This window comes from Heliomicrobium gestii, from assembly GCF_009877435.1.
Lineage (GTDB): Bacteria > Bacillota > Desulfitobacteriia > Heliobacteriales > Heliobacteriaceae > Heliomicrobium > Heliomicrobium gestii.
The window spans coordinates 164,662-189,674 of sequence record NZ_WXEX01000002.1; the positions used below are offsets into that span (position 1 = coordinate 164,662).

A 25,013-nucleotide genomic window follows, 5' to 3' on the forward strand; every position below is an offset into this window, starting at 1 on the left:
CTCCTCATATTAAATTAAACAGCCCGCTCCGGCTTCACCGACCGCAGCCCGTCAAAGAGTATCTTGTTGACCGCGTTCAGATAGGCCTTGGCCGAAGCCACGATGATGTCCGTGTCGACGCCGCGTCCCGTATAGAAGCGGCCTTCGCGTTCCAGCTTGACGCTGACCTCGCCCTGGGAGTCCTCGCCCGAGGTGGTGGCGTTGATGGTATAAGAGGCCAGGCGGGCGCCGGTGTCGGTGATCTTCTCGATGGCCTTGTAGGCGGCGTCGACAGGGCCGTCGCCGCAGGAGGCCTCTTCGAAGGTCTCCTCTTCCCTACGGAGCCGGAGGGTCGCCGTCGGCACCAGCACGGTGCCGCTGGTGATGTGCAGGTATTCGAGGCTGTACGCTTCCGGGAAGGCGCGCAGTTCGTCTTCCACAAGGACGACGAGATCGTCGTCGGTGATGTCGCGCTTGCGATCGGCCAGCGCCTTGAACCGGGCGAAGGCTTTGGCGAGCTTGTCGTCATCAAGGGTGTAGCCCAGTTCCTTGAGGCGCTCCCGGAAGGCGTGCCGGCCCGAGTGTTTGCCCAGGACGATGTTGTTGGTGAAGATGCCGATCATCTCGGGATTCATGATCTCGTAGGTGGTCCGCTCTTTCAGCACGCCGTCCTGGTGGATGCCCGACTCGTGGGCAAAGGCGTTTTTGCCGACAATCGCCTTGTTCGGCTGGACGAGCATGCCTGTCAGGTTGGAGACGAGGCGCGATGTCCGGTAGAGTTCGCTCTTGTTGATGGACATGTCCAGGCCGTAAACCGACTTGCGGGTGTAAAGGGCCATGATCACCTCTTCCAGGGAGGCGTTGCCGGCCCGCTCGCCGATGCCATTGATGGCGCCTTCCACCTGCAGTGCGCCGTTTTCCAGCGCCGAGAGGGTGTTGGCGACGGCCAAACCGAGGTCGTTGTGGCAATGAACGGAGACGACGGCCTTATCCATGTTCGGCGTGCCGTTGATGATCGCCTTGATGAAGGCGCCATACTCTTGGGGCGTGGCATAGCCGACGGTATCGGGGATGTTGATCGTCGTTGCGCCCGCCTCAATGGCGGCCGTGAAGATGCGGCAGAGAAATTCCACATCGCTGCGGAAGGCGTCTTCGGCGGAGAACTCCACATTGGACGTGAAGGACTTGGCGAATTTGACGGCTTCAACGGCCGTCTCAAGGACCTTGTCCGGTTCCATGCGCAGCTTGTGCTTCATATGGATCGGCGATGTGGCGATAAAGGTGTGGATCCGCGCCTCTTCAGCGGCGCGCAAGGCTTCGGCGGCCCGTTCGATGTCCTTGCGGTTGGCTCGGGCGAGGCCGCAGATAACCGGCCCGCGCACCTGCTCGGCAACGGTCTTGACGGCCTCAAAATCGCCCGGTGAGGCGATGGGGAATCCGGCCTCGATGACGTCCACGCCTAGGCGGGCCAACTGCTGGGCGATTTCCAGCTTTTCATGGAGGTTAAGGCTCACCCCAGGCGATTGCTCGCCGTCTCGGAGAGTGGTGTCGAAAATGACGACTCGCTTGGACATCCGATGGCCCCCTTTTTTTATTCAATCACTCGCTGACGATGATCTCATCGAGCCCTTTGCCGCCGAGGACCGTCGGATAGACGATATGGTTCTCATCGGTCCGAACCTCGACGAGGGTCATTCCGGGATGGGCGAAGGCCGCTTGCAAGGTCGACTCCACATCCTCGGGCCGGGTGATGGGAAAGTAGCCGATGCCATAGGCGGCGGCGATCGATTCGAAGGAGGGGTTGAAGGTCAATTTGACGCCGGAGTAGCGCTTCTCACAGTAGAAGTGCTGGAGTTGACGCACCATTCCCAGGGCGTTGTTGTTGAAGAGGATGATCTTGAGGGGCAGGTTCTCTTGCCGAGCCGTGCCCAATTCCTGCATCTGCATCTGAATGGAGCCGTCACCCGTAATCAGGATCACCAGATCGTCGGGCCTTGCCGTCTGGAGGCCATTGGCCGCCGGCAGGCCGTAGCCCATGGTGCCGAGACCGGCCGAGGTGATGAACCGGCCCGGCTTGTCGAATTTGTAGTGCAGCGCCGTCCAGATCTGGTGCTGACCCACGTCGGTGGCCACCCAGGCCCGATCGCGCGTCATGTGCCCGACTTTTTCGATGACCGACTGGGCAGTCAGGCAATCCTTCGGGTATTTGAGCGGGTGTTGGGCCTTGAACTGTTCCACCTTTTCAAGCCACTCGGCATGGCTGGGCGCCGGTTTCAAGTGATTGATCTGCTGGAGGACGAGACGGGCGTCACCGACGATCGGAACGTCGATGTCGGCGTTTTTGCCGATCTCGGCGGGGTCGATGTCGATGTGGATGATCTTGGCGTCCCGGGCGAACTTGGACACGTTGCCGGTGGCCCGATCACCGAAGCGCACGCCCACACCGATCAGCAGGTCAGCCTTGGTGACGGCCCGGTTGGCATAGGGGGTGCCATGCATCCCCACCATCCCCAGGGACAGTGGATGGGTCTCTGGAAAAGCGCCGATGCCCATCAGCGTGGTGGCGACGGGGATCTGGGCCGATGTGGCCAGTTCGACAATCTCCGGCGCGGCGTTGGCCAGGATGACGCCCCCGCCGACGAGGATCACAGGCCGTTTCGATTCCTGGATCAGCCGGGCGGCGTTTTTGATCTGCGACGGGTGCCCTTTGATGTTGGGGCGGTAGCCGCGGATCTCGACGACAGGCTTTTCCTTGCACGCCTCGCACTCAGCCGACAGGACATCCTTGGGGATGTCGATCAGCACAGGACCTGGCCGGCCCGTCGAGGCGATATGGAAGGCCTCGAAGACGACCCGTGGCAGGTCGGCCTTGTCTTTGACGAGGTAATTGTGTTTGGTGATCGGCATGGTGATGCCGGTGATATCGACTTCTTGAAAGGCGTCGGTGCCGACCATGGAGGTGGGCACCTGCCCGGTGATGACGACCATGGGGATGGAGTCCATATAGGCGTTGGCGATCCCCGTCACGAGGTTTGTGGCTCCCGGTCCTGATGTGGCCAGGCAGACCCCCGGTTTGCCAGCGGCGCGGGCGTACCCGTTGGCGGCATGGGCAGCCCCTTGTTCACAACGCACAAGGATATGCCGGATGGGGGAATCGAGCAGGGCGTCATAAATCGGCAGCACTGACCCGCCGGGATAGCCGAAGATGACCTCGACGCCGTTCTCTTCTAAGCATTTCAGCAGCGCCTGAGCTCCGTTCAAGGCGTTCCACTCCCCTCTTCCTCTAATTGGCCCATCGACAAGGAAAGCCCCGTAACGGGGCCTCCTCATCGGATCGCGCATGTGGGCCTCTGTGTCCGATTACTTCTTGTTTTTCAGCCAGGGCATCATGGCCCGCAGTTTTTTACCGACAATTTCGATCTCGTGGTTTTCGTCGGCTTTGGCCAGGGCGTTGAATTTGGGACGGTTCACTTCGTTCTCAAGGAGCCATTCCTTGGCAAAGGTGCCGTCTTGGATCTCCGTGAGCACTTTTTTCATTTCTTTCTTGGTCTCTTCGGTGACGATGCGGGGCCCGATGTTCATGTCGCCCCACTGAGCCGTGTCGGAGATGGAGTAGCGCATCATGGCGATGCCGCCTTCATACATCAGGTCGACGATCAGCTTCAGTTCATGGAGACACTCGAAGTAGGCCATTTCAGGGGCGTAACCGGCTTCCACGAGGGTCTCAAAGCCCGCTTTGACGAGGGCCGAAGCGCCGCCGCAGAGAACCGCCTGTTCGCCGAAGAGATCGGTCTCGGTCTCTTCTTGGAAGGTCGTTTCAATGACGCCGGCCCGGGTGCCGCCGGTGCCTTTGGCATAGGCCAGGGCGTAGTCTTTGGCGCGGCCGGTGGCGTCTTGATGCACGGCGATCAGCGTGGGGACGCCGGCGCCCATGGTGTACATGCGGCGAACCATGTGACCGGGGCTCTTGGGGGCAACCATGAAGACGTCCACATTTTTGGGCGGCTGGATCTGGCCGAAGTGGATGTTGAAGCCGTGGGAGAAGCAGAGGGCTTTGCCTTCCGTCAGGTAGGGGGCGATCTCGTCACGGTAGACTTTGCCTTGCCGCTCGTCGGGGATCAGGATTTGGATGATGTCCGCCTTGGCAGCCGCCTCGGCGACAGGATAGACCTCAAAGCCGTACTCTTGGGCTTCTTTGACGCGGTTGGAATCGGGACGCAGGCCGATGATGACGTTGACGCCGGAATCTTTCAGGTTCTGGGCTTGGGCGTGGCCTTGGCTGCCGTAGCCGATGACGGCAACGGTTTTGCCTTCGAGCAGGGACAGGTCGGCGTCGGCATCATAGTACATTTTCATTGAGAGGTTCCTCCATTCAATATTTGCAAATTTGTACATTGGGGTTGCGAAGTGGGATGATCGCCTACTTGGTCCCCCGCAGCATGGAGATCCGCCCGGTGCGGGCAAATTCGCGAATGCCGAAGGGGCGCAGGCTGGTCAGAATGGCGGCGATCTTTTTCTGATCGCCTACGACCTGGATGATCACGGAGCTGCGGCTCAGGTCCACGATGGTGGCCCGGAAGATCTCGCAGATCTGCATGACCTCGCTGCGGGCGGCCACATCGGAGGTGCACACCTTGACAAGGATCAGTTCCCGGTGGACCGATTCCTCATCGGTGATGTCTTGGATCTTGATCACATCGATCAGCTTGTGCAACTGCTTGGTGACTTGTTCGATGATCCGGTCGTCGCCGTCGACGACGATGGTCATGCGGGAAACGGTAGGGTTCTCCGTCTCCCCGACGACGAGACTTTCGATGTTGTATCCCCGACGGGCAAAAAGGCCGGCCACGCGCGTCAGGATCCCCGGTTTGTTCTCCACTAAAACGGACAGGGTATGGCGCATCGCATTTGCCTCCTTCTTTTCCCGCGCTTAGCGCATCCGCGCCCCGGTGGAGGCGGATAGCACGTTCTGGGCGTAGCGTTTCATGTACCCCGAGGTCACTTTTGGCGCCGGCGGCTGCCAGCCTTGGCGGCGGTCCGCCAGTTCCGCCTCGGAGACTTCCACCTCGAGCTTGCCGTTAGGAATGTCGATGGCGATCATGTCGCCTTCGCGGACGAAGGCAATGGGACCGCCGTCCGCCGCTTCCGGCGAGACGTGGCCGATGGCGGCGCCCCGCGTCGCCCCGGAGAAGCGGCCATCGGTGATCAGGGCCACATCCTTGTCGAGGCCCATGCCGCAGATGGTCGAGGTGGGCGAGAGCATCTCCCGCATGCCAGGGCCGCCGCGCGGTCCTTCGTAACGGATGACGACGACATCGCCTTTTTGGATCTTCCCGGCGGTGATGGCCTCATAGGCCTGTTCCTCCGAGTCGAAGACGCGGGCCGGTCCTTTGTGGACGAGCATCTCCGGCGCCACGGCGCCTTTTTTGACGACAGCGCCGTCAGGGGCCAAGTTGCCCCGGAGGACGGCGAGACCGCCTGTTTTCGAATAGGGGTTGTCGACGGGGCGGATCACCTCGGGCCGCAGGTTGACGCTGCGGGCGGCGTTTTCGGCGATGGTCTTGCCGGTCACTGTGGGCAGGTCGCCGTCGAGGAGCCCCGCATCGAGGAGGGTCTTCAGGACGGCGGAGATGCCTCCGGCTTCGTAGAGGTCTTCAATATGATGCTCCCCGGCTGGGGCGAGCTTGCAGAGGTGGGGTGTTTTGGCGCTGATCTCATTGACCATGTCCAGGTTCAGTTCCACGCCGGCTTCATAGGCGATGGCGGGCAGGTGGAGCAGTGTGTTGGTGGAGCAACCCAGGGCCATGTCGACGGTGATGGCGTTGCGGAAAGTCCGCTCGGTCATCATGTCGAGGGGCCGCAGGTTGTTCGCCAGCAGGTCCATGATCCGCATCCCCGCCTCTTTGGCGAGACGGATGCGCGCCGAGTAGACCGCCGGGATGGTGCCGTTGCCAGGCAGGCCCATGCCCAGGACTTCCGTAAGGCAGTTCATCGAGTTGGCCGTGAACATGCCCGAGCAGGAACCACAGGTGGGGCAGGCGTTGTCCTCAAGCTCCTCCAACTCTTCCAGCGTCATCTTGCCGGTGTTGTGTTGGCCGACGCCTTCGAAGACGGTGTTCAGGTTGACCTTTTTCCCCTGGAAGCGCCCGGCCAGCATGGGACCGCCGCTGACAAAAATGGAGGGGATGTTCAGACGAGCCGCCGCCATCAGCATGCCGGGGACGACCTTGTCACAGTTGGGGATGAAGACGAGGGCGTCGAAGCCATGGGCTGTGGCCATCACTTCGATGGAGTCGGCGATCAGTTCCCGCGAGGCCAGGGAGAACTTCATGCCCGTGTGGTTCATGGCGATGCCGTCGCAGACGGCGATCGCCGGGAATGCGAGCGGTGTGCCGCCAGCGAGGCGGACACCCGCTTTGACGGCTTCGGCGATGGTGTCCAGGTGGATGTGGCCGGGCACAACGTCATTCTTGGCGTTGACGATGCCGATCAGCGGTCGGTTCATCTCCTCAGCCGTAAGGCCCAGCGACCGGAAGAGCGAACGGTGGGGCGCTTTTTCGACACCGCATTTGACGGTCTGGCTGCGCAAATTCGTTTCCAACAGGTTCCCCCCATTTCCAGTTTTTCTTGTGTCAACTTCGGCCTGTTTCAGCTCGATTTATTCTTTTGGCGATATCCTAAATCGGCGTGCCGTGATTCCGAGCGAATTCCCGGAAGGCCGAGATCAGGGCGCCTGTCGCCTGTCCGGGAACCCCGTCTCCGATGGAACGACCGTCGACGTTGACGACGGGGATCACCTCGGCAGCGGTGCCGGTAAGGAAGACTTCGTCTGCCGTGTACACATCAAAGCGGGTGAACACCTGCTCCGAGACCTCCATGCCGCTTTCGCGGGCCAGGTCCATGACGGTGTTGCGCGTGATGCCTTCCAGGATGCCCACGTGGACCGGCGGCGTGATCAGGCGGCCCTTCTTGACGATAAAGATGTTGTCGCCGGTGCATTCGGACACATAGCCTTCCTGGTTGAGCATGATCGCCTCCAGGACGCCGGCGCGGGCCGCTTCGATTTTGGCCATGATGTTGTTCAGGTAGTTCAGTGACTTGATGCGCGGGTTCAGGGCTTCCGGCACGTTGCGGCGGGTGGCCACCGTGACGACCTCCAGGCCCTTTTCATAGAACTCGGGCGGGTAAAGGGTGATGCCGGCGGCGATGCATAGCACCGTGGGCACAGCGCACTTGCGCGGATCCAGCCCCAGATCCCCTTTGCCCCGGGATACGATCAAACGGATGTAGGCGTCGCGAAGATGGTTGCGGCGCAGAGTCTCCAGGACGACGTCGACCATTTCCCCTTTCCCCATGGGAATCGCCAGTTTAATGGCTTTTGCTGAGTCATAGAGGCGGTCGATGTGGTCATCCAGTTTGAAGACCCGGCCGTTGTAGGCCCGGATGCCCTCAAAGATCCCGTCTCCGTACAAAAAGCCGTGATCGAAGACGGATATCTTTGCCTGCTCCTCCGGAACAAAACGGCCATCCAAGTAGATGATTAGGCTCACCTTCGCATTCTCCCCTTCCGTTTGCTTACCACCACTGATGACGACATACGATGTCGAAAAAAATAAAAAAACCTCCCGCCCAGACAGGCTTTTCACCTGTCAGGGACGAGAGGAGTTTCCCGCGGTACCACCCTGATTGTCGCACCCCAAAAAGGACGCGACCTCTTGACCGGCAGCCAATCGCTGCCGTCAGCATGATAACGGACGCTCGCGCCGATAGCGCTCCATCCGGCTCCATCTACTACCCCGCCTCGCGGCAAGGGTTCAACTGGCAACTCCCGGGAGAGACAACACCGCTGTATTAGTGCCGGTTTCCAGCTCCCCCGGCTCTCTGGGACTAAGGGACAAACGGTGTATAGTACCCCATCATCGTCTTTGATCTAAGTTCTGTTGTTGACAACTAGTATAGTCAAGCATCCCCTCTGGTGTCAAGGACCGAAGGCCGTTAAAAGTCTGTAAAAAAACTCTTCTTTTCTTGTTGTATTCTTCACTTTATTGTGCTACTATAAAGTCAAGCAACAGCCCTACAGTAAGGTTCAGGTTCACCCTATCACGATGGTTGGAAACCAGGTTTTCCGGTCAGTGCAGGTGTCGACCAGTCCAACAGTGGGGTTCTTTCCATTTCCAGCTCCCGTCGGTTACACTTCCCCCTTGACGGCGTGGGAGCCCGTCTCTCGGTTCTGGGTACCGGATCCCGGCTCAGTATTTTGTTCAAGTTCCTGTGTCACGGCTCTTGGTTGAGGCCTCTGGTGGTCACGTCTATGCCCCCGGTTTGGGGCGAGACCTCTTACTTCCAGTCCAGTGTCACGTTTACGGTAGAGGTCTCAAGTTCCCAGTCAAGCGTACCAACTCCTCGTCGAAGTCTCCGGTTCTATATCAACCCCCTCGGTTCCCTGTTTGAGGTTCTGTCCCTTGGTTGAGTGGTTTGTTTCGGTTCGGTTCCCGGTGGAGGCCTCCGGTTTCTGGTTGCGTGCCTCTGGTCCACGGTCAACTGTCATGGTTTCCGGTTTAGCGCCACGGCTCCGGTTCAGTGTCACAGTTCCCGCGATAGTCTCTCTTTCCCGGTTTTGGGAGGCACGGTCCGTTTTAGGGATTCCGGTATCGTCGACATCTCCACAAGTGTCCGTCCCTTCGTTTAATCCTATCCTCAGTGGTTCCTGGTTGGTTCTCCCGATCTTGTTACGGTTTGGGTTGCCAATGTCCATGGGAACGGTTTGTACTGTAGGGGTAGTTGCTTATTAAGGGAGAAGGTTGTAGGCCTTCTCCCTTTCATTTTGTCTTTTTCCGGCGGATACATCGCCGTTGCCTGTAATACAATAAAAACCGAGTTGCGCCCCCTCCGAATCGGATCTTCTGTGGGGCTTTTTCCTGGTGAATTTCCCTGCCGGAAACGGGCGCCTTTGATGGTTGAAGAAGGAGTGTATGAAGTGAAGAAGTACGTCTGTGTTCCCTGTGGTTATATCTATGATCCCGAGGTGGGCGATCCGGATTCAGACATCCCCCCCGGCACCCCCTTTGAATCGCTGCCTGACGACTGGTTCTGTCCCGTTTGCGGTGTCGGCAAGGACCAGTTCGAGGTGCAGGAGTAGGGCGCCCGATCGCCTTGTTCAGAGAGACCGCTTGGCCAGAGGCGGTCTCTTTCTTTTGTCTCCAATAAAAGGGGATGCTATTTTTTTACTCCTTGACCCGCTATAATGAAAAGTAGACGACTTGGAGGTGGGGCGAAGATGTATGACATCGCGGTTGTGGGCGGCGGCCCCTGCGGGTTGGCTTGCGCCATTGAGGCAAAAAACCACGGCCTTGACTGCATTGTTCTGGAGAGGGGCAACGTAGTCAGCTCTGTTGCCGGCTATCCGGTCTATATGGTGCTGTTCAGCACAACCGACATGCTGGAGATCGGCGGACTTCCCTTCATCTCCGGCGATTGCCGCCCAACCCGGTTGGAAACAGTGCGTTACTACTGGCGCGCGGTGCAGCATTTCGAGGTTCCGGTGCGGTCCTATCGCGAAGTGACGGACATCCTCCCCGCCTCGGCCGGGTTCATGCTCCATACACGGGAACGGCTGACAGGCGAGGAGCCGGTCGTCTTCGCCAAGCGCGTCGTCATGGCTACCGGCTGTTATGATCGACCCAACCTGATCGGCGTGCCTGGAGAGGAACTGCCCCATGTGAGCCACTACTACAGAGAGCCCTTTCCCTATATGGGACGGCGGGTCGTCGTCGTCGGCGGCGGCAATTCGGCGGCAGAAGCCGCCCTGGAACTCTCCCGCTTCGGCGCCCACACGACGGTCGTCCACCTCCATCCAGAGATGGACAGGACAGTCAAACCCTGGATCGGCGCTGAACTGATGACGCGCATCCTAAAAGGGGAGATCACCGCCCTGTTCAACAGCCGTGTCCAATCCATCAGTTCACAGGCGCTCACCTTGGTCGCCGAGGACCGCGAGGACACGGTTTCGGTGGAAGCCGACTTCGTCTTTTTAATGACAGGCTACCGGCCCAATACGGACCTGCTCGTTCAGGCCGGCGCTGCCCTTGACGAATCGGGATTTCCCAAACACAACCCGCTGACGATGGAAACCTCCGTTCCCGGCCTTTACGTCGCTGGGGCCATCAGCGAGGGCTGGCGGGTAACCCAGGCCAACATCGAAAAAGGACGTTTTCATGGGAAGCGGATCATCCAGTCCATTGATGGGGATCAGTGATCGACCTTTTCCCAACGAAAATTGACAGAAAAGAGCGGCATCAAGCTGAGGAGGCCCCTACATGAACCTGCCCCGGTTTTTTCCTGATCCGGCTACCGTTATGCCGCACTTCCAACCGATCCTCTCCATGGACACGCAGACGATTTATGCCTACGAGGTGCTGGGGCGCTATTCAGGCCCCCATGGCGTGCGCAGTCTGGGACCCTTTTTCCATGATCCCTCTGTTTCCATGGACGAACATATCTTCATCGACCGTATCATCCGTCAAAAGGCGATCGCCAGCCTGGTCAACGCCCCAGAGAACACGCGCCTCTTTCTGAACCTGAAGCCAAACTGGATCTACAACTACCGGGCTCGTCCCGACCAACTGCCGACATTGCGCTTTCTTCGCGAACACAATGTCGACCCCTCTCGGATCACGGTCGAGATCACCGAAGACGCTTTTTTGGACGATATCGAAGAACTGGCTCGCGTCACCCGAACCTACCGGGAAGCCGGCTGCCAGATCGCCATCGATGACGTGGGCAGCGGGTTCGTCAACTTTGATCGCATCGCTTACATCAAGCCCAACATCCTCAAACTGGACCTGGAATTGGTCAAGAAGTGCGGGCGCGAGTCCTTTTTCCGGGAGATCCTCTTCTCCTTTGCCGTCATGGCGGAAAAGATCGGCGCCTTTTTGCTCTTTGAAGGCATCGAGACCAAAGAAGAGGTGCAGATCGCCCTTTCGCTCGGCGCCCGATACCTGCAGGGATACTTCTTTTCACCGCCCCAGGCGACGATGCAAAACCCCAATGCCTTTCGTTCCGGTCTCAACCATGAGATTCAGCAGTTCGTCGATCACGCTCTCTGGCAACAACATGCAGACCAGCGGGATGCCGAGGAAATGCGGGACAACCTGCTCGCCTGCCTGCCCCGCTTAGGCGAAGGAGAGCGCATCACCCTTGACGCCTGCGATGTCCTCATCGATCCCTTTTTAAAGCAGCTCCCCCGAACGGTGATCCGTGTGTTTCTCTGTGATGAACGGGGATACCAGTGGTCGTCCAACTTCACCCGCCAGAACGGACAGTGGGAGAAAAACGGCAGTTTCATCGGCCGCAATTGGGCCTGGCGTCCCTATTTTCTCAACAACATCGTCAAGGCGACCTACCAGGAGGCGGGGAAACTGTCTGCCGTCTACACCGATGCCCACACGGGCGAGAAGATGCGGACCTACATCTACCCCATTCCGGAAAACCTGTTCCTCTGTCTTGACTTGACGATTGAATCATAACCACCGAAAGGTACCGATTATGGACACGCGCAAAAAAGCGGCCCCCTTCAGGGGAACCGCTTTTTTTACATGCCTTATTCGGAGCGCCTGTAACGAATCGTTAGGGAACGAACCGCAGGGGGCTGTCGGGAACCGCATCGGCAGGGAGCCGCTTCGGTTCGCCCGGCAGTCCTTCAAGGACAGGCGAAGGCGGCGTCGATTCACCGTTCCCGCTCACTGTCGATGCGGGCTTTGGCTGGTTCGCCGCCGGCGTCGCCGTTGAGCCTTGCGGGCCTAACGGTTCCGGCACCGCTTTGATCGTCGACGACGTGGCTTTTTGGTCCGGCAGAGGGTACTGGCGGATGATCAACACCTCGACACGCCGGTTCTGGGCGCGTCCTTCCGGCGTGTTGTTCGATGCTTTGGGATGGTATTCGCCGTAACCGACGGCGGTAAACTTGACCGGGTTGTTCTGCTTGTCATTGAGGATATGCTTCATCACGTTCAAGGCCCGCTTGGCGCTCAGGTCCCAGTTGGAGGGAAATTCCGCCGTGCTGATGGGCAGGTTGTCGGTGTGACCGGCGATGCGCACCTCATTGGGCATGTTGTGCAAGGTGCTGGCGATCAGGTCCAGCGCCGGCAGGGCGTCCCGCTTCAAGTCGGCCTTCCCGGAATCGAAGAGGGCCGCGTCGCGGAAGCTGATCTGCAGCCCCTCGCGGACCAGGTTGGTTTCCACCTGATTTTTTAAGCCTTTTTCTTCGATGTATTGATCGATGCGGTTTTTGGCCTCTTGCAGTTCCTGCGCCTCTTTTAGCGCTTCCATCAGGGCCGCGTCGGTGGAACTGTCGCTGGTGCCCTCGGACGGCACGGCCGACGAGTTGGCCATCAGCCCCGAACCGCCTTTAAACACGCTCTCCATCGCTTTTTTCAGGGCTTCAAACTTTTTCGTGTCCACCTGGCTGACGGCGAACATGACGATGAACAACGCCAGGAGCAGGGTCAGGATGTCCGCATAGGGGATCAACCATGACTCATCGACATGTTCCTCATGATGCTGTTTTTTCTTTGACATTAGACATTTCCTTCTTTCTCAAGGGCCGCACGCTCCGCTTGAGTCAGGTGGATCATCATCTTCTCCTTAATCTGAATGGGGCTGCTGCCGACCTGAATCGACAGGATGCCCTCCAGCATCATCGTTTTCAGTTTGACCTCTTCCGACGATTTCCGCTTCAACTTGGTGGCGAAGGGGTGCCAGAGCACATACCCGGTGAAGATACCGAAGAGGGTGGCGACAAAGGCGGCAGCGATCATGGTGCCGAGTTTGTTGACGTCGTTCAGGTTGCCCAAGGCGCCGATAAGGCCGATAACGGCGCCCAAAACGCCGAGCGTCGGGGCATAGGAACCGGCCGAGGTGAAGATCAAGGCCCCCACACGGTGGCGTTCTTCCATCGCGTCGATCTCTGCCTCCAGGAGTTCCCGGACGAAATCCTCGCCCTGGCCGTCAACGATCAGGCGAATGCCGTTGCGCAGAAAGGGTTCTTCCAACTTGTCGATAGACGCTTCCAGCGAGAGCAAGCCCTCGCGGCGCGCCTGCTGGGCCATGTCAGTCATCTGCTGAATGATCACCTTCGGCTCCGTCAGCTTCTGTTCTTTAATGATGATCCTAAACAAGGTCGGCAGTTTCTTGATCTCTTTCATGGGAAAGGAGTTGAGCAGCGCAGCGAAGGTGCCGATGAAGATGATGATGATAGCGGCGGGGTTGACGAGAACGGCTAAGTTCGCCCCTTTGGCGATCATCCCGCCCACAACCGTAAAAACGCCCAGCACTAACCCCAGAATGACGGCGATATCCATGTTTCGCACCTCAATAAACCAGTATTTTGCCTATCAAATAATCCCATCTGCTTTTCAAAAGTATCTATCCCATTGAGCCTTTGGATGTTATTCGACATCACCTGAAGGCATCCCTTCTGACTAAGGATGTAAAAAATATAGAAAAAAAGCACCCTCTTGGATGCTTTCAACATTCACCGGCACGTTCTATTTTCCCAGACTCGCTCGTTCTCTCTTTGGACTGCTCGCCATCACCGACCACATGTCGGCGTATCGTCAGATGTGACGCCGTCGTTCCTGCGGATTAGCGCTTGTTGCTGCGCCGCCAGATGCCCATGGCCTCGGCCTGTGCGATGAGTTCTTCCCGGAACTGGGGATGGGCGATGCCGATCAACCCCTCCGCCCGTTGCCAGGCCGTCTGGCCTTTGCAGTTGAACATGCCGTACTCGGTCACGACGTACATGGTCGTCGACCGAGTGTCGGTGATGATCCCGCCAGGGGTGATCGTCGGCAAAATGCGCGATTTGATGTTGCCCGCCTTGTCGCGGTAGGTGGACGAAAGGCAGATGAAACTGCGACCGCCCTTGGACCGGTAGCCGGCGAGGACAAAATCGAGTTGGCCGCCGGTGCCGCTGATCTGGCGGGGACCCGATGACTCGGCGCAAACCTGGCCGAACAGGTCGACCTCGACGGCGTTGTTGATCGTCACCAGGTTGTCGATCGTTCCGGCCACCTCGGTGGAATTGGTATAGTCGACAGGATAGCTGGCGACAAAGGGATTTTCGTCGATGAAGTCATAGAGCTTTTGCGTGCCGAGGGCGAAGGTGAAGGCGATGCGTCCCCGGTCGAGGGCTTTGCGCGAGCCGTTCATGCGCCCCGCCTGGAACATGTCGACGAAGCTGTCGGCGATCATCTCCGTATGGCCGCCCAGGTCTTTTAAGTCCGATTGGGCGATCATCTGGCCGAGGGCGTTGGGCATGCCGCCGATGCCCAGTTGGACGCAGTCGCCGTCAGTCATCTTCGCCAGAACCTGGGCCGCAATGGCCCGATCCACATCACTGATCGACGCCGGCGGCAGTTCCGCCAGGGGCAGGTTGTCGCCCTCGATGATGTGGTCCACCTGATCGATGTGAATGCCGTGCCCATGACCGCCGTGGACGCGAGGGAATCGCTCGTTGACTTCGATGATCACCTTTTTGGCGCGGGCGATGACGCCGTAGTGGTGGCTGTTGCTGATGCCGAAGTTGAAAAAGCCGTGCCGGTCCATGGGCGCCGCCTGGGTGACAAAGACGTCGGTCGGCTGATTCTCGAGGACGTACCGAGGCAGTTCGGCAAACCGCATGGGGATGTAATAGGCCGCTCCCTGGGCGGCGTAACGGCGGTCGAGGCCGGTAAAATGCCAGGAGTTCCAGGTAAAGCGTCCACCCGTCGTATCGGCTTCAAAGGCCAGAGAAGGGTATACAGTGACGCCCGTCCGGATATGGGCGTTCGACAATTCATCGCCCCGCTCGGCCAGGGCGGCGTCAAAGGCGCGCGGCGCGGCCAGGCAAAAGCCATACTCGATCCAGTCGCCGGACTTGACCATGCGGGCCGCTTCGGTGGCAGTGATTCGTTTCGACCGGTACTGTTCTGAAAAACTCATCGGCATAAACCCCTCCTGCTTTTTGCATTCCCAAGTGTTCTCCCCGCCCACCCGGTTAAGAGCATTAAAATCTGACAATTTTGATTATACTGATTTATATTTTTCTGGTAAATAGCCAATTTTCCCTTTTTCGTCTAAAAGGGGATTGGAGAGTGAACAAGAAAATACCGCCACCCCCCTGGCGTCTTCGCCGGGAGAGCAGCGGTATTTGCGGGACCGAAAGGACCTTTTCATGATCTGTCAATGACGCCCCGCCTGTCAGTCCAGATTTTTGCGAAACTTCTTCGCTGCCAAGACAAAGAGTCCGATGGCGAAGACGGAGAGGATCATCGTCTGCTGCCAGAGGAAGTCCAGACCGACGCCTTTTAAGAAAATCCCCCTCACGATGACGAGAAAGTAGGTCAGCGGGAGCAGGCCGCCAAGTCCCTGCAAGAGCGCCGGCATCGTTTCGCGCGGAAAAACGAAGCCGGAGAGCAGGATGGACGGCAGGATGAGCAGGACCGTCATCTGCATGGCCTGGAGCTGCGTTCGCGCCACCGTTGAAATGAGGAGCCCGATGGCCAGGATGGTGATCAAAAAGAGGGTCGAGAGGAGAAAGAGCAGGGGCACGCTGCCTTTGGGCGGCACTTGGAACCAGTACATGCCGATGAGCAGCACCATCGTCAGGGAGACAAAGCCGATGAAGACAAAGGGCAACAGTTTGCCCAGCATCAGTTCGGCCGGCCGGACCGGCGTGACGACCAGTTGCTCCATCGTCCCCCGCTCCTTCTCGCGGACCATGGAAAAGGACGTCAGCATGGCGATGACGTTTTGCAGGATGAGGCCGATCAGGCCGGGGATGTTGAAGACGGTCGACTTCATGTCCGGATTGTACCAGACGCGCGTCTCCACCTGCACAGGCAGGCTGGGCGGCGCCCCTCCCTGCTCGGTCAGCCGCTGGGATTGCAAGGCCCAACCGGCGTTAAACCCGACCGTCTGGACAGCGCTCATGGCGGCCCGGGCCGACGTGGGATCTGAACCGTCGACGAGCACCTGGATGGTGGCGTTGCCGTTGCCTTGCACCTGTTTGCCGTAATCGGGCGGGATGATCACGGCGACGCGAGCCTTGGCGCTATCCAAAAAGCGGCCCACCTCGTCATATCCCCGAACGAAGTAATCCGGGTCGAGGTAGGTGGAGTTGCGCAAAGCGCTGATCATATCGCGACTGTCCTGGCTCATCGACTGGTCCCAGACAACGGTGGGCAGGTGGTCCACATCGGTGTTGACAGCATAGCCAAAGAGCATCAGCATCATCACCGGCATGCCGATGGCCAGGCCGACGCTGGGCCGATCGCGGATGATCTGCTGGAACTCCTTGCGCAGGATGGCCAAAAAGCGGGTCCAACTGAACTGTCCCATCATCGCCGCCCCCCTTTGATGCCGGCGTTGCGCGGGTCGTCGGCCGCTTCGCGTTCCACGTAGTCGATGAAGAGGTCATCAAGATTCGCTTTATTTTCGCGGGCTTTCATCTCCGCCGGCGTGCCAAAGGCGATCAATCGACCGTAAAAGACGAAACCCAGGTAGTCGCAGGTGTCGGCTTCATCCATGTAGTGGGTGCTGACGAGGACGGTCATCCCTTCAGCGCGAAGCTGGTGGATGATCTGCCAGAAGACGCGCCGGGACACGGGGTCGACGCCGGCTGTCGGTTCGTCGAGGACGATCAACCTGGGCGCGTGGAGGAGCGCGCAAGCCAAGGCCACACGCTGTTTCCAGCCGCCCGACAAGGCGTGGACCAGTTGGGGCAGGCGGCCGTCCAGGCCGATCCGGTCGATGACGCTGCCCTTGCGCTCCGCCGCCAAGGCGCCCCGCAGGTTGTAGACGCCGGCGTAAAAGTCGAGGTTCTCCTGAACGGTCAGGTCGTCGTAGAGGCTGAATTTCTGGGACATGTAGCCGATGCGCTGTTTGATCTCCTCCGAGTGGGTGCGCACGTCATAGCCGAGGACGGTGGCCTGACCCTCCGTCGGCATCAGCACGCCGCAAAGCATCCGGATCGTCGTCGTTTTACCAGCGCCGTTCGGGCCGACAAAGCCCATGATCGAGCCGGCCGGAAGCTGGAAGGTCACCCCCTCGACGGCTGTATAGCTGCCAAAGCGTTTGCTCAATCCCTGGCAATCGATGGCCAGTTCCATGGCCGTTCACCTCCGTCAGACCGTCAGTTTGCCTTTTGAAAGACCACATCGGCGGGCATGCCCGGCTTCAGCCGTTCCAGCCCTTCCGCCAGCTTCGTCTTGACGCTGAAGACGAGGCTCGTCCGCTCTTCTTTCGTCTGCACGTTTTTGGGGGTGAACTCGGCCTTGTCGCTGATCTGGGTCACGGCAGCGGCGAAGAATTGACCGGGATAGGCGTCAACGTTGACGCTGGCGGCGGTCCCGACGGAGAGGCCGCCCAATTGCGCCTCAGGCACATAGACCTTCACCCAGAGGTCGTTTTCGTCGAGTATGGTGACGATGCGAGTGGCCGTATTGACCACCTGCCCTGATTCGACGTGCTTATAGAGGACGCGGCCCCGGACCGGGCTTTTGAGCACCACCTTGTCGGCGTTGACTTGGGCCAGCCGCATCTTTTCCCGCAAGCCATCCACAACAGCCTTCTGCGCCAGGATCGTCGGCTCCGTGTTGCCGGCCAGGGCCAGATCGAGGCCGGCCTGGGCGCCGCTGCGCTGCGCCTCCGCTGATGCCACCTGGGACTGAGCGGCTTCCAGTTGGGCTTGGTCCGCCTCGGTTTGGTTGTGGGACGTCTTCACCCGTGTCTTTTGGTTGTCCAACTCCCGTGCGCTGAGCGCCCCGGCGTCGTAAAGGGCCTGGTTTTCCTTCAGGATCTGCTCCTCGTGGCGCAGGTTTTCTTCGTCGCGGGAGAGGTTGGCCTTGTACTGGTCGATCAGGGTGCGGTTCTGGTTGACTGCCGCCTGAAACTGTTCCACCGTAGCGCGCTGGCGGCGAACCTCCTCGGCGCGGCTTCCGTTGACCAGATCGAGGAGTTTCGCTTCGGCCTGCCGGAGGTCGCTTTCGGCAGCCCGCAGGGTGATGACCGCCGTCTGGTCGTCCAGCAGGGCGATCACCTGTCCCACCTCCACGGTCTGCCCCTCGGCGACACGGAGTTCTGTGACGCGTCCGGCGATCTCCGGTTGGACAGGCACCATCGTTCCCTCAATGGTCCCCGAATAGACCTCCTTGGCCTTCCCGAAGAAGCGACCGAAAACACCGGCATCCCCCTGGGCCGTTGTGGCAACGCTAAATATCAACCCAACCGCTGCCATGGCGATGAAACCGCCAGCGATGATCTTTGCCCTTCCGTTCATGGTTCAATCCCCCTTCTCCTTCGCCCCTATCCCGTTCCAGTCCGATTCAATCGGTCTGCTTCTGTTGCCCCCGAATGCCGCCCTCCATCGCCCTCCGGCGACTCAGGGCGGTGTCCCGTCTCCACTGCCGGATGGTTGCAAGGAGCCATGCAAAAAGAGGTCGATCATGTCGGCCAACTCCTTCTGCCGATCTTCACCGGCCACCCGTTCCGGCAGCAGGAATGGGCTGAGGGTGTAGGCCATCAGCATCCCAAACCAGCAACGCGCCAGCGTCCAGGGACGAAAATCCCGCCGGATCTCCCCCTTCTGCTGCCGTTGCTCGATAAAGCGCAGGAAGACGTCTTGACTCTTGTAGGCCACTTCCCGGATAAAGATCTCCCGCAACTCCGGATGGTACTGCGATTCCGTGATGATCAGGCGAATCAGCTTTTCGTTGCTCCAGATGAACTGCTGCCGTTCTTCACTGATCAGCACCAGCACCTCCCGCAAAGGGAGGTTTTCATTGTTCAGCAGCAACTGCCGGATCGAGTTGACGCTGTTGGGCGCCATGGTATTGCGGATCAGCGGAACAAGCAAGGCCAGCAAAATCTCTTTTTTTGTCTTGAAATGCCGGAAGATGGTCCCTTCGGAGATGCCCGCCTCCCGGGCGATCTCGCTTGTCGTCGCCGCGCTGAATCCCTTTTCGGTGAAGACGCGGAGGGCCGCTTCCGCGATGTTCCACTGCTTGTCAGTCAGCCGCGGCAGAATAAGGTTGTCATCCATGCCCTCACCTCCTGCAACGAGTGTTCACTTGTTCTATCTGAGTAACCGATAAAAATAAGTGAGTATTCACTTATATTTTTCCATGAGCGACTTTTCGCGTCAAGAGGATCTGCTATGTTTTCCGTTCCTTTCGCCGGCTTTCGTTCCAAGAGGCTGGACAAGTCCCTTGGCAGCGGCTATCTTTATGCTATCTGAACCAAGAGGTGATGCTCGTGGACTCGCTCCGTTTGCGCGATGTACAGGCCCGCGTGGACGCCTATATCTCCCAGTTTGAAGAGGGCTACTTTGATCCGCCCACCCTCGTGAACCGTCTCTGCGAGGAACTGGGGGAACTGGCCCGGGAGGTCTCCCACCGTTTTGGCCCCAAAAAGAAAAAGCCCGGTGAAGCTGAAGGCGAAATGGAACTGGAAATCGGCGACCTGCTCTTTGTCCTCGTCTGCCTCTCCAATTCCCAGGGCTATGACATGGACGACATCTTTCGCCGGACCATGGAAAAGTACGAAACGCGCGACAAAGACCGCTGGACACGCAAACGCCCGGCCCCTTGACGAGAAAAGGGGCTACCCGCTGGGGAGCACCTGGGAAACCCCTTTCTTGACCCCTTTGGAAAAAACTCCCCTGTTGACGAAACTCATTTTTTTGTGATAAACTATCTCCTGCTTGGGTAACAAACATCTGCCGGTGTAGCTCAGTTGGTAGAGCAATTGATTCGTAATCAATAGGTCGCCGGTTCGAGTCCGGCCATCGGCTCCAGTGAAAATAAAACCTCCCGAAAACGGGAGGTTTTTCTTTTTATCTGCAATCAGCAGAAACCTTACGGACCAAAACTTATGGACCAAAATCATATTTGAAAAACTCCATCAGATTGTACCGTGCCGCCTCTGCCCGGGCAACCGCAATTTGTTCCGCCAATGCCAATAGCCGCTGCTTGTCATAGGGGGCCCGAATCGGCAGCTTTACGTGCCTGTAAAACTGGTTTATCAGCGCTCTTAACCTGCGGAAATGGTACTGACGGGCGCTCTCAGTGATTTTATTGTTTCGGCACATGGATAAACGCATCGCGATGGCATCCGCTATTTTGTTTGCTCTTTCTCGGTACAGGCACATTTTTATCACTCGCAAAAGTTATTTTTTAACAATAGCATTTAATTATATTGAAAATCGCAACGCATGAATCCTATTCTAATGGGACTATCCCCTTGTGGTTTTGATTGTATTGGGCGATAATGGTATTGGAATCTGGTGTCAGGGTGGAATTATGGACAAACGAACGCTAAGGGAGTTGCGTCGTTTGCTCGGCCTCACACAGAAAGAGCTTGCCGATAGGGCTGGGTGTGTCCAATCTGAGATATCAAAGATCGAAAAAGGGAGAATACCCAAGTTCGACTTGGCCCAGCGAATCGCAAGAGCATTAGAGGTCGAAGCGGAATACATAAAATGGAATTGATTTTTCGAATTCACTCCCTAATGTTCGTTATGATTTTATTCCATATGGAATATTTTTTCGACGCAAAGCAAATATCCTGCTTTGCGTCTTTGATTTATATTAAAATTAGGTAAAAATCACCTTATTGTGTATTCATTCGTTTTCACACCCAAGCAGCTAATGGAGGTCGAGCTTTATGCATCGTTGGCTGACTCACATCGGCGTCACGGCTTTGGTCACCCTGTTGATGGTCCCCACGGCCTGGGCCGCGACGATTCAATGGCCGGACGGCTCCCGCTTCGAGGGGGAGTTACGGGGAGGGAAAATGGAGGGACCCGGCGCGCTGCGCTGGTCCAACGGAACGTTCTACAAGGGTGACTTCTCCAACTCGCTCCCCCATGGAAAGGGTCGCCTGCTATGGCCGAACGGGGTCTATTATGAAGGCGATTTTAAACAAGGCAATTTTGATGGCGTAGGCCTGCTCATGGAGAGCCCGGACCACTACTTCGTCGGCGAGTTTCAGGCCAATCAGCCCCAGGGCATGGGGATACGGCGTAAGGAGGACATCATCGACGGCGGTCTCTGGGAGAAAGGGATGGCCGATCCCGTCTACAACCGGTCCCAGCCGAACCGGATCGCCGGAATTCAGACATGGCATGAGGCCGTCCTCATTGGCGATCATGCGCTGATTCCCGTTGAACCCTTTCTCACCCGAAATGGCTGGATCGCCAAGACAACAGATGCCCACTTCCCGGTCAGCTTTGAAAAAAACAGCTGCCGGCTTTTCCTGCAGGCTGCCAACCCCGTCGCTCGCCTGGACAATAAACCGAAATGGCTCAGTTCGACCCCGATCCTGCATCAAACAACCCTCTACGCCGATATTGGCGATCTCCTCTCCCTCTCGGGGCAACCTGCCTTAGACCGGGCCTACTTCACGCCCCCGGCAAGCACGCAATTGAATCTGACTCCCCTCCACACCCCTTCTCGCCAGCTGTTGCGTTATGGGCCTGCCCGGTTGGAAAAGGCAGCCTTCGCCCCATCTGACGGCAGTCGATTTGGGGCGCCCCTGGTCGCCCGAGACGGTTCCATCTATGTGGGCACAGAGGCCGGCACCGTCTACGCCCTCGGCGCCGATGGATCGGAAAAATGGCGCTATGACGCCGGTGGCGCCGTGGTCACCGCGCCGACGGTGACACAAGACCGGATCCTGGTTGCCGCTTCGAAACAGATCGTCGCGCTGGACGGCGCCGGCGCCCTTCAGTGGACCCTTTCCGCCCCGGTGCGTGAAGGCGGCCTGACAGCGGCGCCTGACGGGACCGTCTGGGCAGTCAGCGATGAGGGCGTCCTGCTGCGGATCGCCGCCGCAACAGGCGACATCCTGACGACCGTCAGAACACCTTGCTCCCCCGCCTTCCCTCCCCTTGTCGCATCAGACGGGACCATCTACGCAGCCGGCGACAAACGGTTGAACGCCTTTTCCCCATCTGGGGAGTGCAAATGGTCTGTTAAGACCGGCGGCGCAATCTATGGATCGCCGGCCCTTCACCCTGACGGAACCGTATACATGGCGACGCTCGACGGGAGTGAACCCGTTCCAAGAGCGCGAAAAATGACCCTGTTCGCCTTGGATTCGGCCACGGGAGAAGAAAAATGGAAAACACGGATATTGGGCGGCGATCATCCTTCAGGGATCGCCGTCGGCTGGAATGGGATCTACGTGGCCACCGATTCGGAATTGCTTGCCCTGTCTTCTACCGGACAGATCCTCTGGCAGACTTCTCTGCTTCCCTCTACCGGTTCGCGGTTCATTGCCGGCGCTCCCGTGATCGACCTCAGCGGAACCCTATTTGTGAATGCAAACGTGTTCGGCGACGCTCGGATCATCGCCGTCGACCCTCAGGGGAAGGTCCTGGCGACGCAGGCAGTAAAGGGCGTCATCTCCGGTCCGATGACCTTGGACACCTTTGGCAATCTCATCGCCGGCGCCGAGGAACTCCTCGTCATCCGGTAACCCAATCCCCGACCGGATCAACAGACAGGCACGGAAAAAGGCTGCTCCTCGCGGGCAGCCTTTTTCCTGTTCCCCCATCCCAGGGTTTCTATTGATAAGCATCGACAGCCAGCATCTCTGCCACGGTCACAAAGGCATAGCCTTTTTGCCGCAAACCGTCGATCATGACCGGGAGGGCTTTCGCCGTCGCCGCCCCGTTGCCGCCGCAGTGCATCAGGATGATGTCTCCAGACCGGGCATTCTCGATGACATAGGCCGCGATTTCCTCCGGTCGCTTATGGTCCCAATCGAAGGTATCGAGCGACCAGAGGACGGCCCTGTATCCGCTGTGTTCCAGCACGGGAAGGACGGCCTTATCGATGTCCCCGTAGGGCGGCCGGAAAAGGGCCGGCCTTTTGCCGGTGATTCCACGCAGGGTCTCCTCGGTCCGACTCAGTTCCGAGCGGATCGACCTTTCGCCGGTTTTGGTAAAGTGGGGATGGCTGTAGCTGTGGCTTGCCACCAGATGGCCCTCCCGCTCGACCCGTTTCACCACCTGGGGATAGGTGGACGCCTGTTCCCCAAGCACGAAAAAGGTGGCCAAAACGCCCTTCTGCCGGAGGGTATCAAGAATCTGGGGGGTGTTTCTCCCGTCGGGACCGTCGTCAAAGGTCAGGCAGAGGCGTTTGCCCGAAGGGTCGCCGCCGATGTAGACCTGAGCCGGCTGTTCCCGCGACAAGCGCTCCACACCCTCCCGCCACTCCTGCCAGCGGGTCAGGGCCTTGCCCTGGAGTGAAACGGTGTTGGCCCGGATCGTTTGGAGTCGTTCTGGTTTTCCCGCCGCAGTTTCCCCGGATGGATCAGCGACTGATTTCGCTGGGTCTTTTGGGGGAGTGGCTGGTCGATTCATGGCTGCATCCGCCGTGGGATCAGATTGGTGATTGGCCTGGGGAGGCGATGCCCCAAAAACCGACGCCGTGATTCCCGGATTTACTGTCAGCGCGTATCCCAGCGCAATAACGGCGCCGACGAAGAGACCGGCCCACACCTTGCCAACAGTCATGACCACACGCCTCCGCTTTCCTACGCTTTAGCCTTCTTGGGCCCCTCTCCGCTTCCTTCGCCATCGCCGCATAGAATCCTTCGTGTTTCCAATAACCGGACGGGCATACTACTCAGGGAGGTGTGGAACATACCCACCCCGCTCGCCAGGGTGCAAAAAAGTGACGGCGCCGAGTAACGACTGAGCGCTTTTTCGGAGACAGACCGGGCAACAGGAACGCCGATGGCATACAAGTGGGATCACAAAAAGCCGGCTTACCACAAGACCGGCTTTTCCAGCGTCTTTATTCTGCCTATTCCCGCCCGGTCGTCCCTTGGGTCAGGGTCCGCACGCGGCTCTTCACCTCTTGCAGATTGGCCGAAGGAACGTAGTTGATATCAGGCGTGGCCACATTGTTCAGGTTTTCTGCGATGATGTGCGGATCATCCATGATCGTCCCGGAATCCTCCCCGAGATTAGGGAGCACCACATCTTTCTCCATGGGATCACCTCCGGGTCTAGTATGACCGGACCTCAAAAAATCATCACACCGCCGCGCCTGAAATAAAAACGCCGCTCACTTTTTCAAGAGCGGCGCTTTTATGTACCCTCACGTCCTACATCCTACAGATCGTCGCTGTCATCCCATTCGGCCTGAGGATTGCTGATTGTCTTCAGGAACAGCAGCCAGAGGCAGAGCAACAGGTTGATCAACCAGAGTGATTCCATTTCAGTCCCTCTTTTCTCCACTCGCGATGAAACCCAGACGCCGAAAAAAAGGACTTCTCACTCCGCCGTCGGGAACACAGTTCTCCGGTTGGGTTTGGTCTACAATTTGTACAATAGCAGAAGTGTATAACCTTTGCAAGCGTTCTGTATAGTATTCGTATAATTAAAAATTACGCAAAAAAAGACTCGAATCTGCACTGCTTTTCACAGTGAGATCCGAGTCGAACAATGGACTGAAGGATGGCTCCTCCTTAGGTGACAGGCACCCCATCCTCCGGCGTCGCCGGCGCCTCGGGCTCTCCCTCGGCAATTTTCTTTAATTCTCCCAAAGAGACGACCAACCCCGCCTTTTTGGCCTCTTCATAGGCAAATTCGACGGTCGCTTCCAGCTCTTCCGGCGAGACCAGGATGCCCTTTTCCGCCAGGGCGCTGCTGGTGAACAAAAGCGCTTTGGCAAACTGTTCTTTGCCCGAGAGGTCGCCGAAACGGGCGCGGGCAAATACGACGGCCGATTGGGCCAACTTTGTTACGGTCTGCCGTTGCTGCTCTGTCGTCGCTGATTTCATGAACTCCACGAGCGCAGGACCGTAGGAACGGATGGCAAAGGTGACCATGACAATTACCCCGAAGACAATGACAAAGAGCCCGAGTAGAAACAGATTGGGATCCACAACGCCTCAACTCCTTTTCTCATCCTTGCCATGTAGACCCATAAAAGAGGGTTCATTATCATTAATAGAGAAAATGCTGAAAATGGTGACGCCATGTT

At 58.3% G+C, this 25,013-nt stretch carries 22 protein-coding genes and 1 tRNA gene; 7 read left to right on the forward strand and 16 right to left on the reverse strand.

All coding sequences use genetic code 11. The features are described 5' to 3' along the window. Positions 1 to 14 precede the first annotated feature (14 nt). The 6 genes from GTO89_RS02745 to ilvE form a co-directional block, all read right to left on the reverse strand. A complete protein-coding gene (locus GTO89_RS02745) occupies positions 15 to 1,553 on the reverse strand; it encodes a 2-isopropylmalate synthase (protein ID WP_161260545.1) in 1,539 nt (512 codons plus the stop codon). 25 nt (positions 1,554 to 1,578) lie between these two features. Then, positions 1,579 to 3,240 (reverse strand): biosynthetic-type acetolactate synthase large subunit, encoded by a 1,662-nt coding sequence (gene ilvB / locus GTO89_RS02750; protein WP_235920197.1) that lies wholly within the window; start codon positions 3,238 to 3,240, stop codon positions 1,579 to 1,581. Positions 3,241 to 3,339: 99 nt separating this feature from the next. Further along, complete coding sequence (gene ilvC / locus GTO89_RS02755) at positions 3,340 to 4,335, reverse strand: ketol-acid reductoisomerase (RefSeq protein WP_161260546.1); 996 nt, start codon at positions 4,333 to 4,335, stop codon at positions 3,340 to 3,342. 64 nt (positions 4,336 to 4,399) lie between these two features. Beyond that, positions 4,400 to 4,882 carry an acetolactate synthase small subunit gene (gene ilvN, locus GTO89_RS02760; RefSeq protein ID WP_161260547.1) on the reverse strand — a complete coding sequence of 161 codons (483 nt, stop codon included), beginning with the start codon at positions 4,880 to 4,882 and terminating at the stop codon, positions 4,400 to 4,402. Between the two features lie 27 nt (positions 4,883 to 4,909). Beyond that, positions 4,910 to 6,568 (reverse strand): dihydroxy-acid dehydratase, encoded by a 1,659-nt coding sequence (ilvD, locus tag GTO89_RS02765; protein ID WP_161260740.1) that lies wholly within the window; start codon positions 6,566 to 6,568, stop codon positions 4,910 to 4,912. Positions 6,569 to 6,656: 88 nt separating this feature from the next. Then, positions 6,657 to 7,529 carry a branched-chain-amino-acid transaminase gene (ilvE, locus tag GTO89_RS02770; RefSeq protein WP_161260548.1) on the reverse strand — a complete coding sequence of 291 codons (873 nt, stop codon included), beginning with the start codon at positions 7,527 to 7,529 and terminating at the stop codon, positions 6,657 to 6,659. Between the two features lie 1,427 nt (positions 7,530 to 8,956). Between ilvE and rd the strand changes: the two genes are divergently transcribed. The 3 genes from rd to GTO89_RS02785 all read left to right on the forward strand — a co-directional run bounded on the left by rd (position 8,957) and on the right by GTO89_RS02785 (position 11,504). After that, the gene (gene rd, locus GTO89_RS02775) at positions 8,957 to 9,118 is read left to right on the forward strand and encodes a rubredoxin (protein ID WP_161260549.1); all 162 of its coding nucleotides are present in this window, start codon (positions 8,957 to 8,959) and stop codon (positions 9,116 to 9,118) included. 138 nt (positions 9,119 to 9,256) lie between these two features. After that, the gene (locus GTO89_RS02780; protein WP_161260550.1) at positions 9,257 to 10,234 is read left to right on the forward strand and encodes a YpdA family putative bacillithiol disulfide reductase; all 978 of its coding nucleotides are present in this window, start codon (positions 9,257 to 9,259) and stop codon (positions 10,232 to 10,234) included. 61 nt (positions 10,235 to 10,295) lie between these two features. Then, positions 10,296 to 11,504, forward strand: coding sequence for an EAL domain-containing protein (locus GTO89_RS02785; RefSeq protein ID WP_161260551.1), 1,209 nt, complete (start codon positions 10,296 to 10,298; stop codon positions 11,502 to 11,504). Positions 11,505 to 11,604: 100 nt separating this feature from the next. Here GTO89_RS02785 and GTO89_RS02790 read toward each other — a convergent pair whose 3' ends face one another. The 7 genes from GTO89_RS02790 to GTO89_RS02820 all read right to left on the reverse strand — a co-directional run bounded on the left by GTO89_RS02790 (position 11,605) and on the right by GTO89_RS02820 (position 19,057). Continuing rightward, positions 11,605 to 12,555 carry a flagellar motor protein MotB gene (locus GTO89_RS02790; protein WP_161260552.1) on the reverse strand — a complete coding sequence of 317 codons (951 nt, stop codon included), beginning with the start codon at positions 12,553 to 12,555 and terminating at the stop codon, positions 11,605 to 11,607. After that, entirely contained in the window at positions 12,555 to 13,337 is a 783-nt protein-coding gene (gene motA / locus GTO89_RS02795) for a flagellar motor stator protein MotA (RefSeq protein WP_161260553.1), read from the reverse strand. Before motA ends, GTO89_RS02790 begins: the two co-directional genes overlap by 1 nt. 283 nt (positions 13,338 to 13,620) lie before the next feature. Further along, positions 13,621 to 14,958 (reverse strand): acetyl-CoA hydrolase/transferase C-terminal domain-containing protein, encoded by a 1,338-nt coding sequence (locus GTO89_RS02800; protein WP_161260554.1) that lies wholly within the window; start codon positions 14,956 to 14,958, stop codon positions 13,621 to 13,623. Positions 14,959 to 15,216: 258 nt separating this feature from the next. Then, positions 15,217 to 16,356, reverse strand: a complete 1,140-nt coding sequence (locus GTO89_RS02805; protein ID WP_161260741.1) for an ABC transporter permease — start codon at positions 16,354 to 16,356, stop codon at positions 15,217 to 15,219. Then, on the reverse strand, positions 16,356 to 17,126 hold the full coding sequence (locus tag GTO89_RS02810) for an ABC transporter ATP-binding protein (RefSeq protein WP_161260555.1): 771 nt from the start codon (positions 17,124 to 17,126) through the stop codon (positions 16,356 to 16,358). The genes GTO89_RS02805 and GTO89_RS02810 overlap by 1 nt, the downstream gene beginning before the upstream one ends. Positions 17,127 to 17,149: 23 nt before the next feature. Further along, positions 17,150 to 18,295, reverse strand: coding sequence for an HlyD family secretion protein (locus GTO89_RS02815; protein ID WP_161260556.1), 1,146 nt, complete (start codon positions 18,293 to 18,295; stop codon positions 17,150 to 17,152). Positions 18,296 to 18,397: 102 nt separating this feature from the next. Further along, entirely contained in the window at positions 18,398 to 19,057 is a 660-nt protein-coding gene (locus GTO89_RS02820) for a TetR/AcrR family transcriptional regulator (protein WP_161260557.1), read from the reverse strand. A gap of 206 nt (positions 19,058 to 19,263) precedes the next feature. Here GTO89_RS02820 and GTO89_RS02825 point away from each other — a divergent pair, with 206 nt between their 5' ends. The 4 genes from GTO89_RS02825 to GTO89_RS02840 all read left to right on the forward strand — a co-directional run bounded on the left by GTO89_RS02825 (position 19,264) and on the right by GTO89_RS02840 (position 22,494). Next, complete coding sequence (locus tag GTO89_RS02825; RefSeq protein ID WP_170294342.1) at positions 19,264 to 19,605, forward strand: nucleotide pyrophosphohydrolase; 342 nt, start codon at positions 19,264 to 19,266, stop codon at positions 19,603 to 19,605. 129 nt (positions 19,606 to 19,734) lie between these two features. Next, positions 19,735 to 19,810, forward strand: a tRNA-Thr gene (locus GTO89_RS02830). A 505-nt stretch (positions 19,811 to 20,315) separates the two neighbouring features. Then, complete coding sequence (locus GTO89_RS17920; protein ID WP_407929482.1) at positions 20,316 to 20,504, forward strand: helix-turn-helix domain-containing protein; 189 nt, start codon at positions 20,316 to 20,318, stop codon at positions 20,502 to 20,504. Between the two features lie 175 nt (positions 20,505 to 20,679). Next, on the forward strand, positions 20,680 to 22,494 hold the full coding sequence (locus GTO89_RS02840; RefSeq protein WP_161260559.1) for an outer membrane protein assembly factor BamB family protein: 1,815 nt from the start codon (positions 20,680 to 20,682) through the stop codon (positions 22,492 to 22,494). 88 nt (positions 22,495 to 22,582) lie between these two features. Here GTO89_RS02840 and GTO89_RS02845 read toward each other — a convergent pair whose 3' ends face one another. The 3 genes from GTO89_RS02845 to GTO89_RS02855 all read right to left on the reverse strand — a co-directional run bounded on the left by GTO89_RS02845 (position 22,583) and on the right by GTO89_RS02855 (position 24,915). Beyond that, positions 22,583 to 23,536: a polysaccharide deacetylase family protein gene (locus GTO89_RS02845; RefSeq protein WP_161260560.1), complete on the reverse strand. Its 954-nt coding sequence runs from the start codon at positions 23,534 to 23,536 to the stop codon at positions 22,583 to 22,585. 292 nt (positions 23,537 to 23,828) lie between these two features. Continuing rightward, a complete protein-coding gene (locus tag GTO89_RS02850; RefSeq protein WP_161260561.1) occupies positions 23,829 to 24,017 on the reverse strand; it encodes a hypothetical protein in 189 nt (62 codons plus the stop codon). Positions 24,018 to 24,495: 478 nt separating this feature from the next. Continuing rightward, the gene (locus GTO89_RS02855) at positions 24,496 to 24,915 is read right to left on the reverse strand and encodes a phage holin, LLH family (RefSeq protein ID WP_161260562.1); all 420 of its coding nucleotides are present in this window, start codon (positions 24,913 to 24,915) and stop codon (positions 24,496 to 24,498) included. Between the last annotated feature and the right edge of the window lie 98 nt (positions 24,916 to 25,013).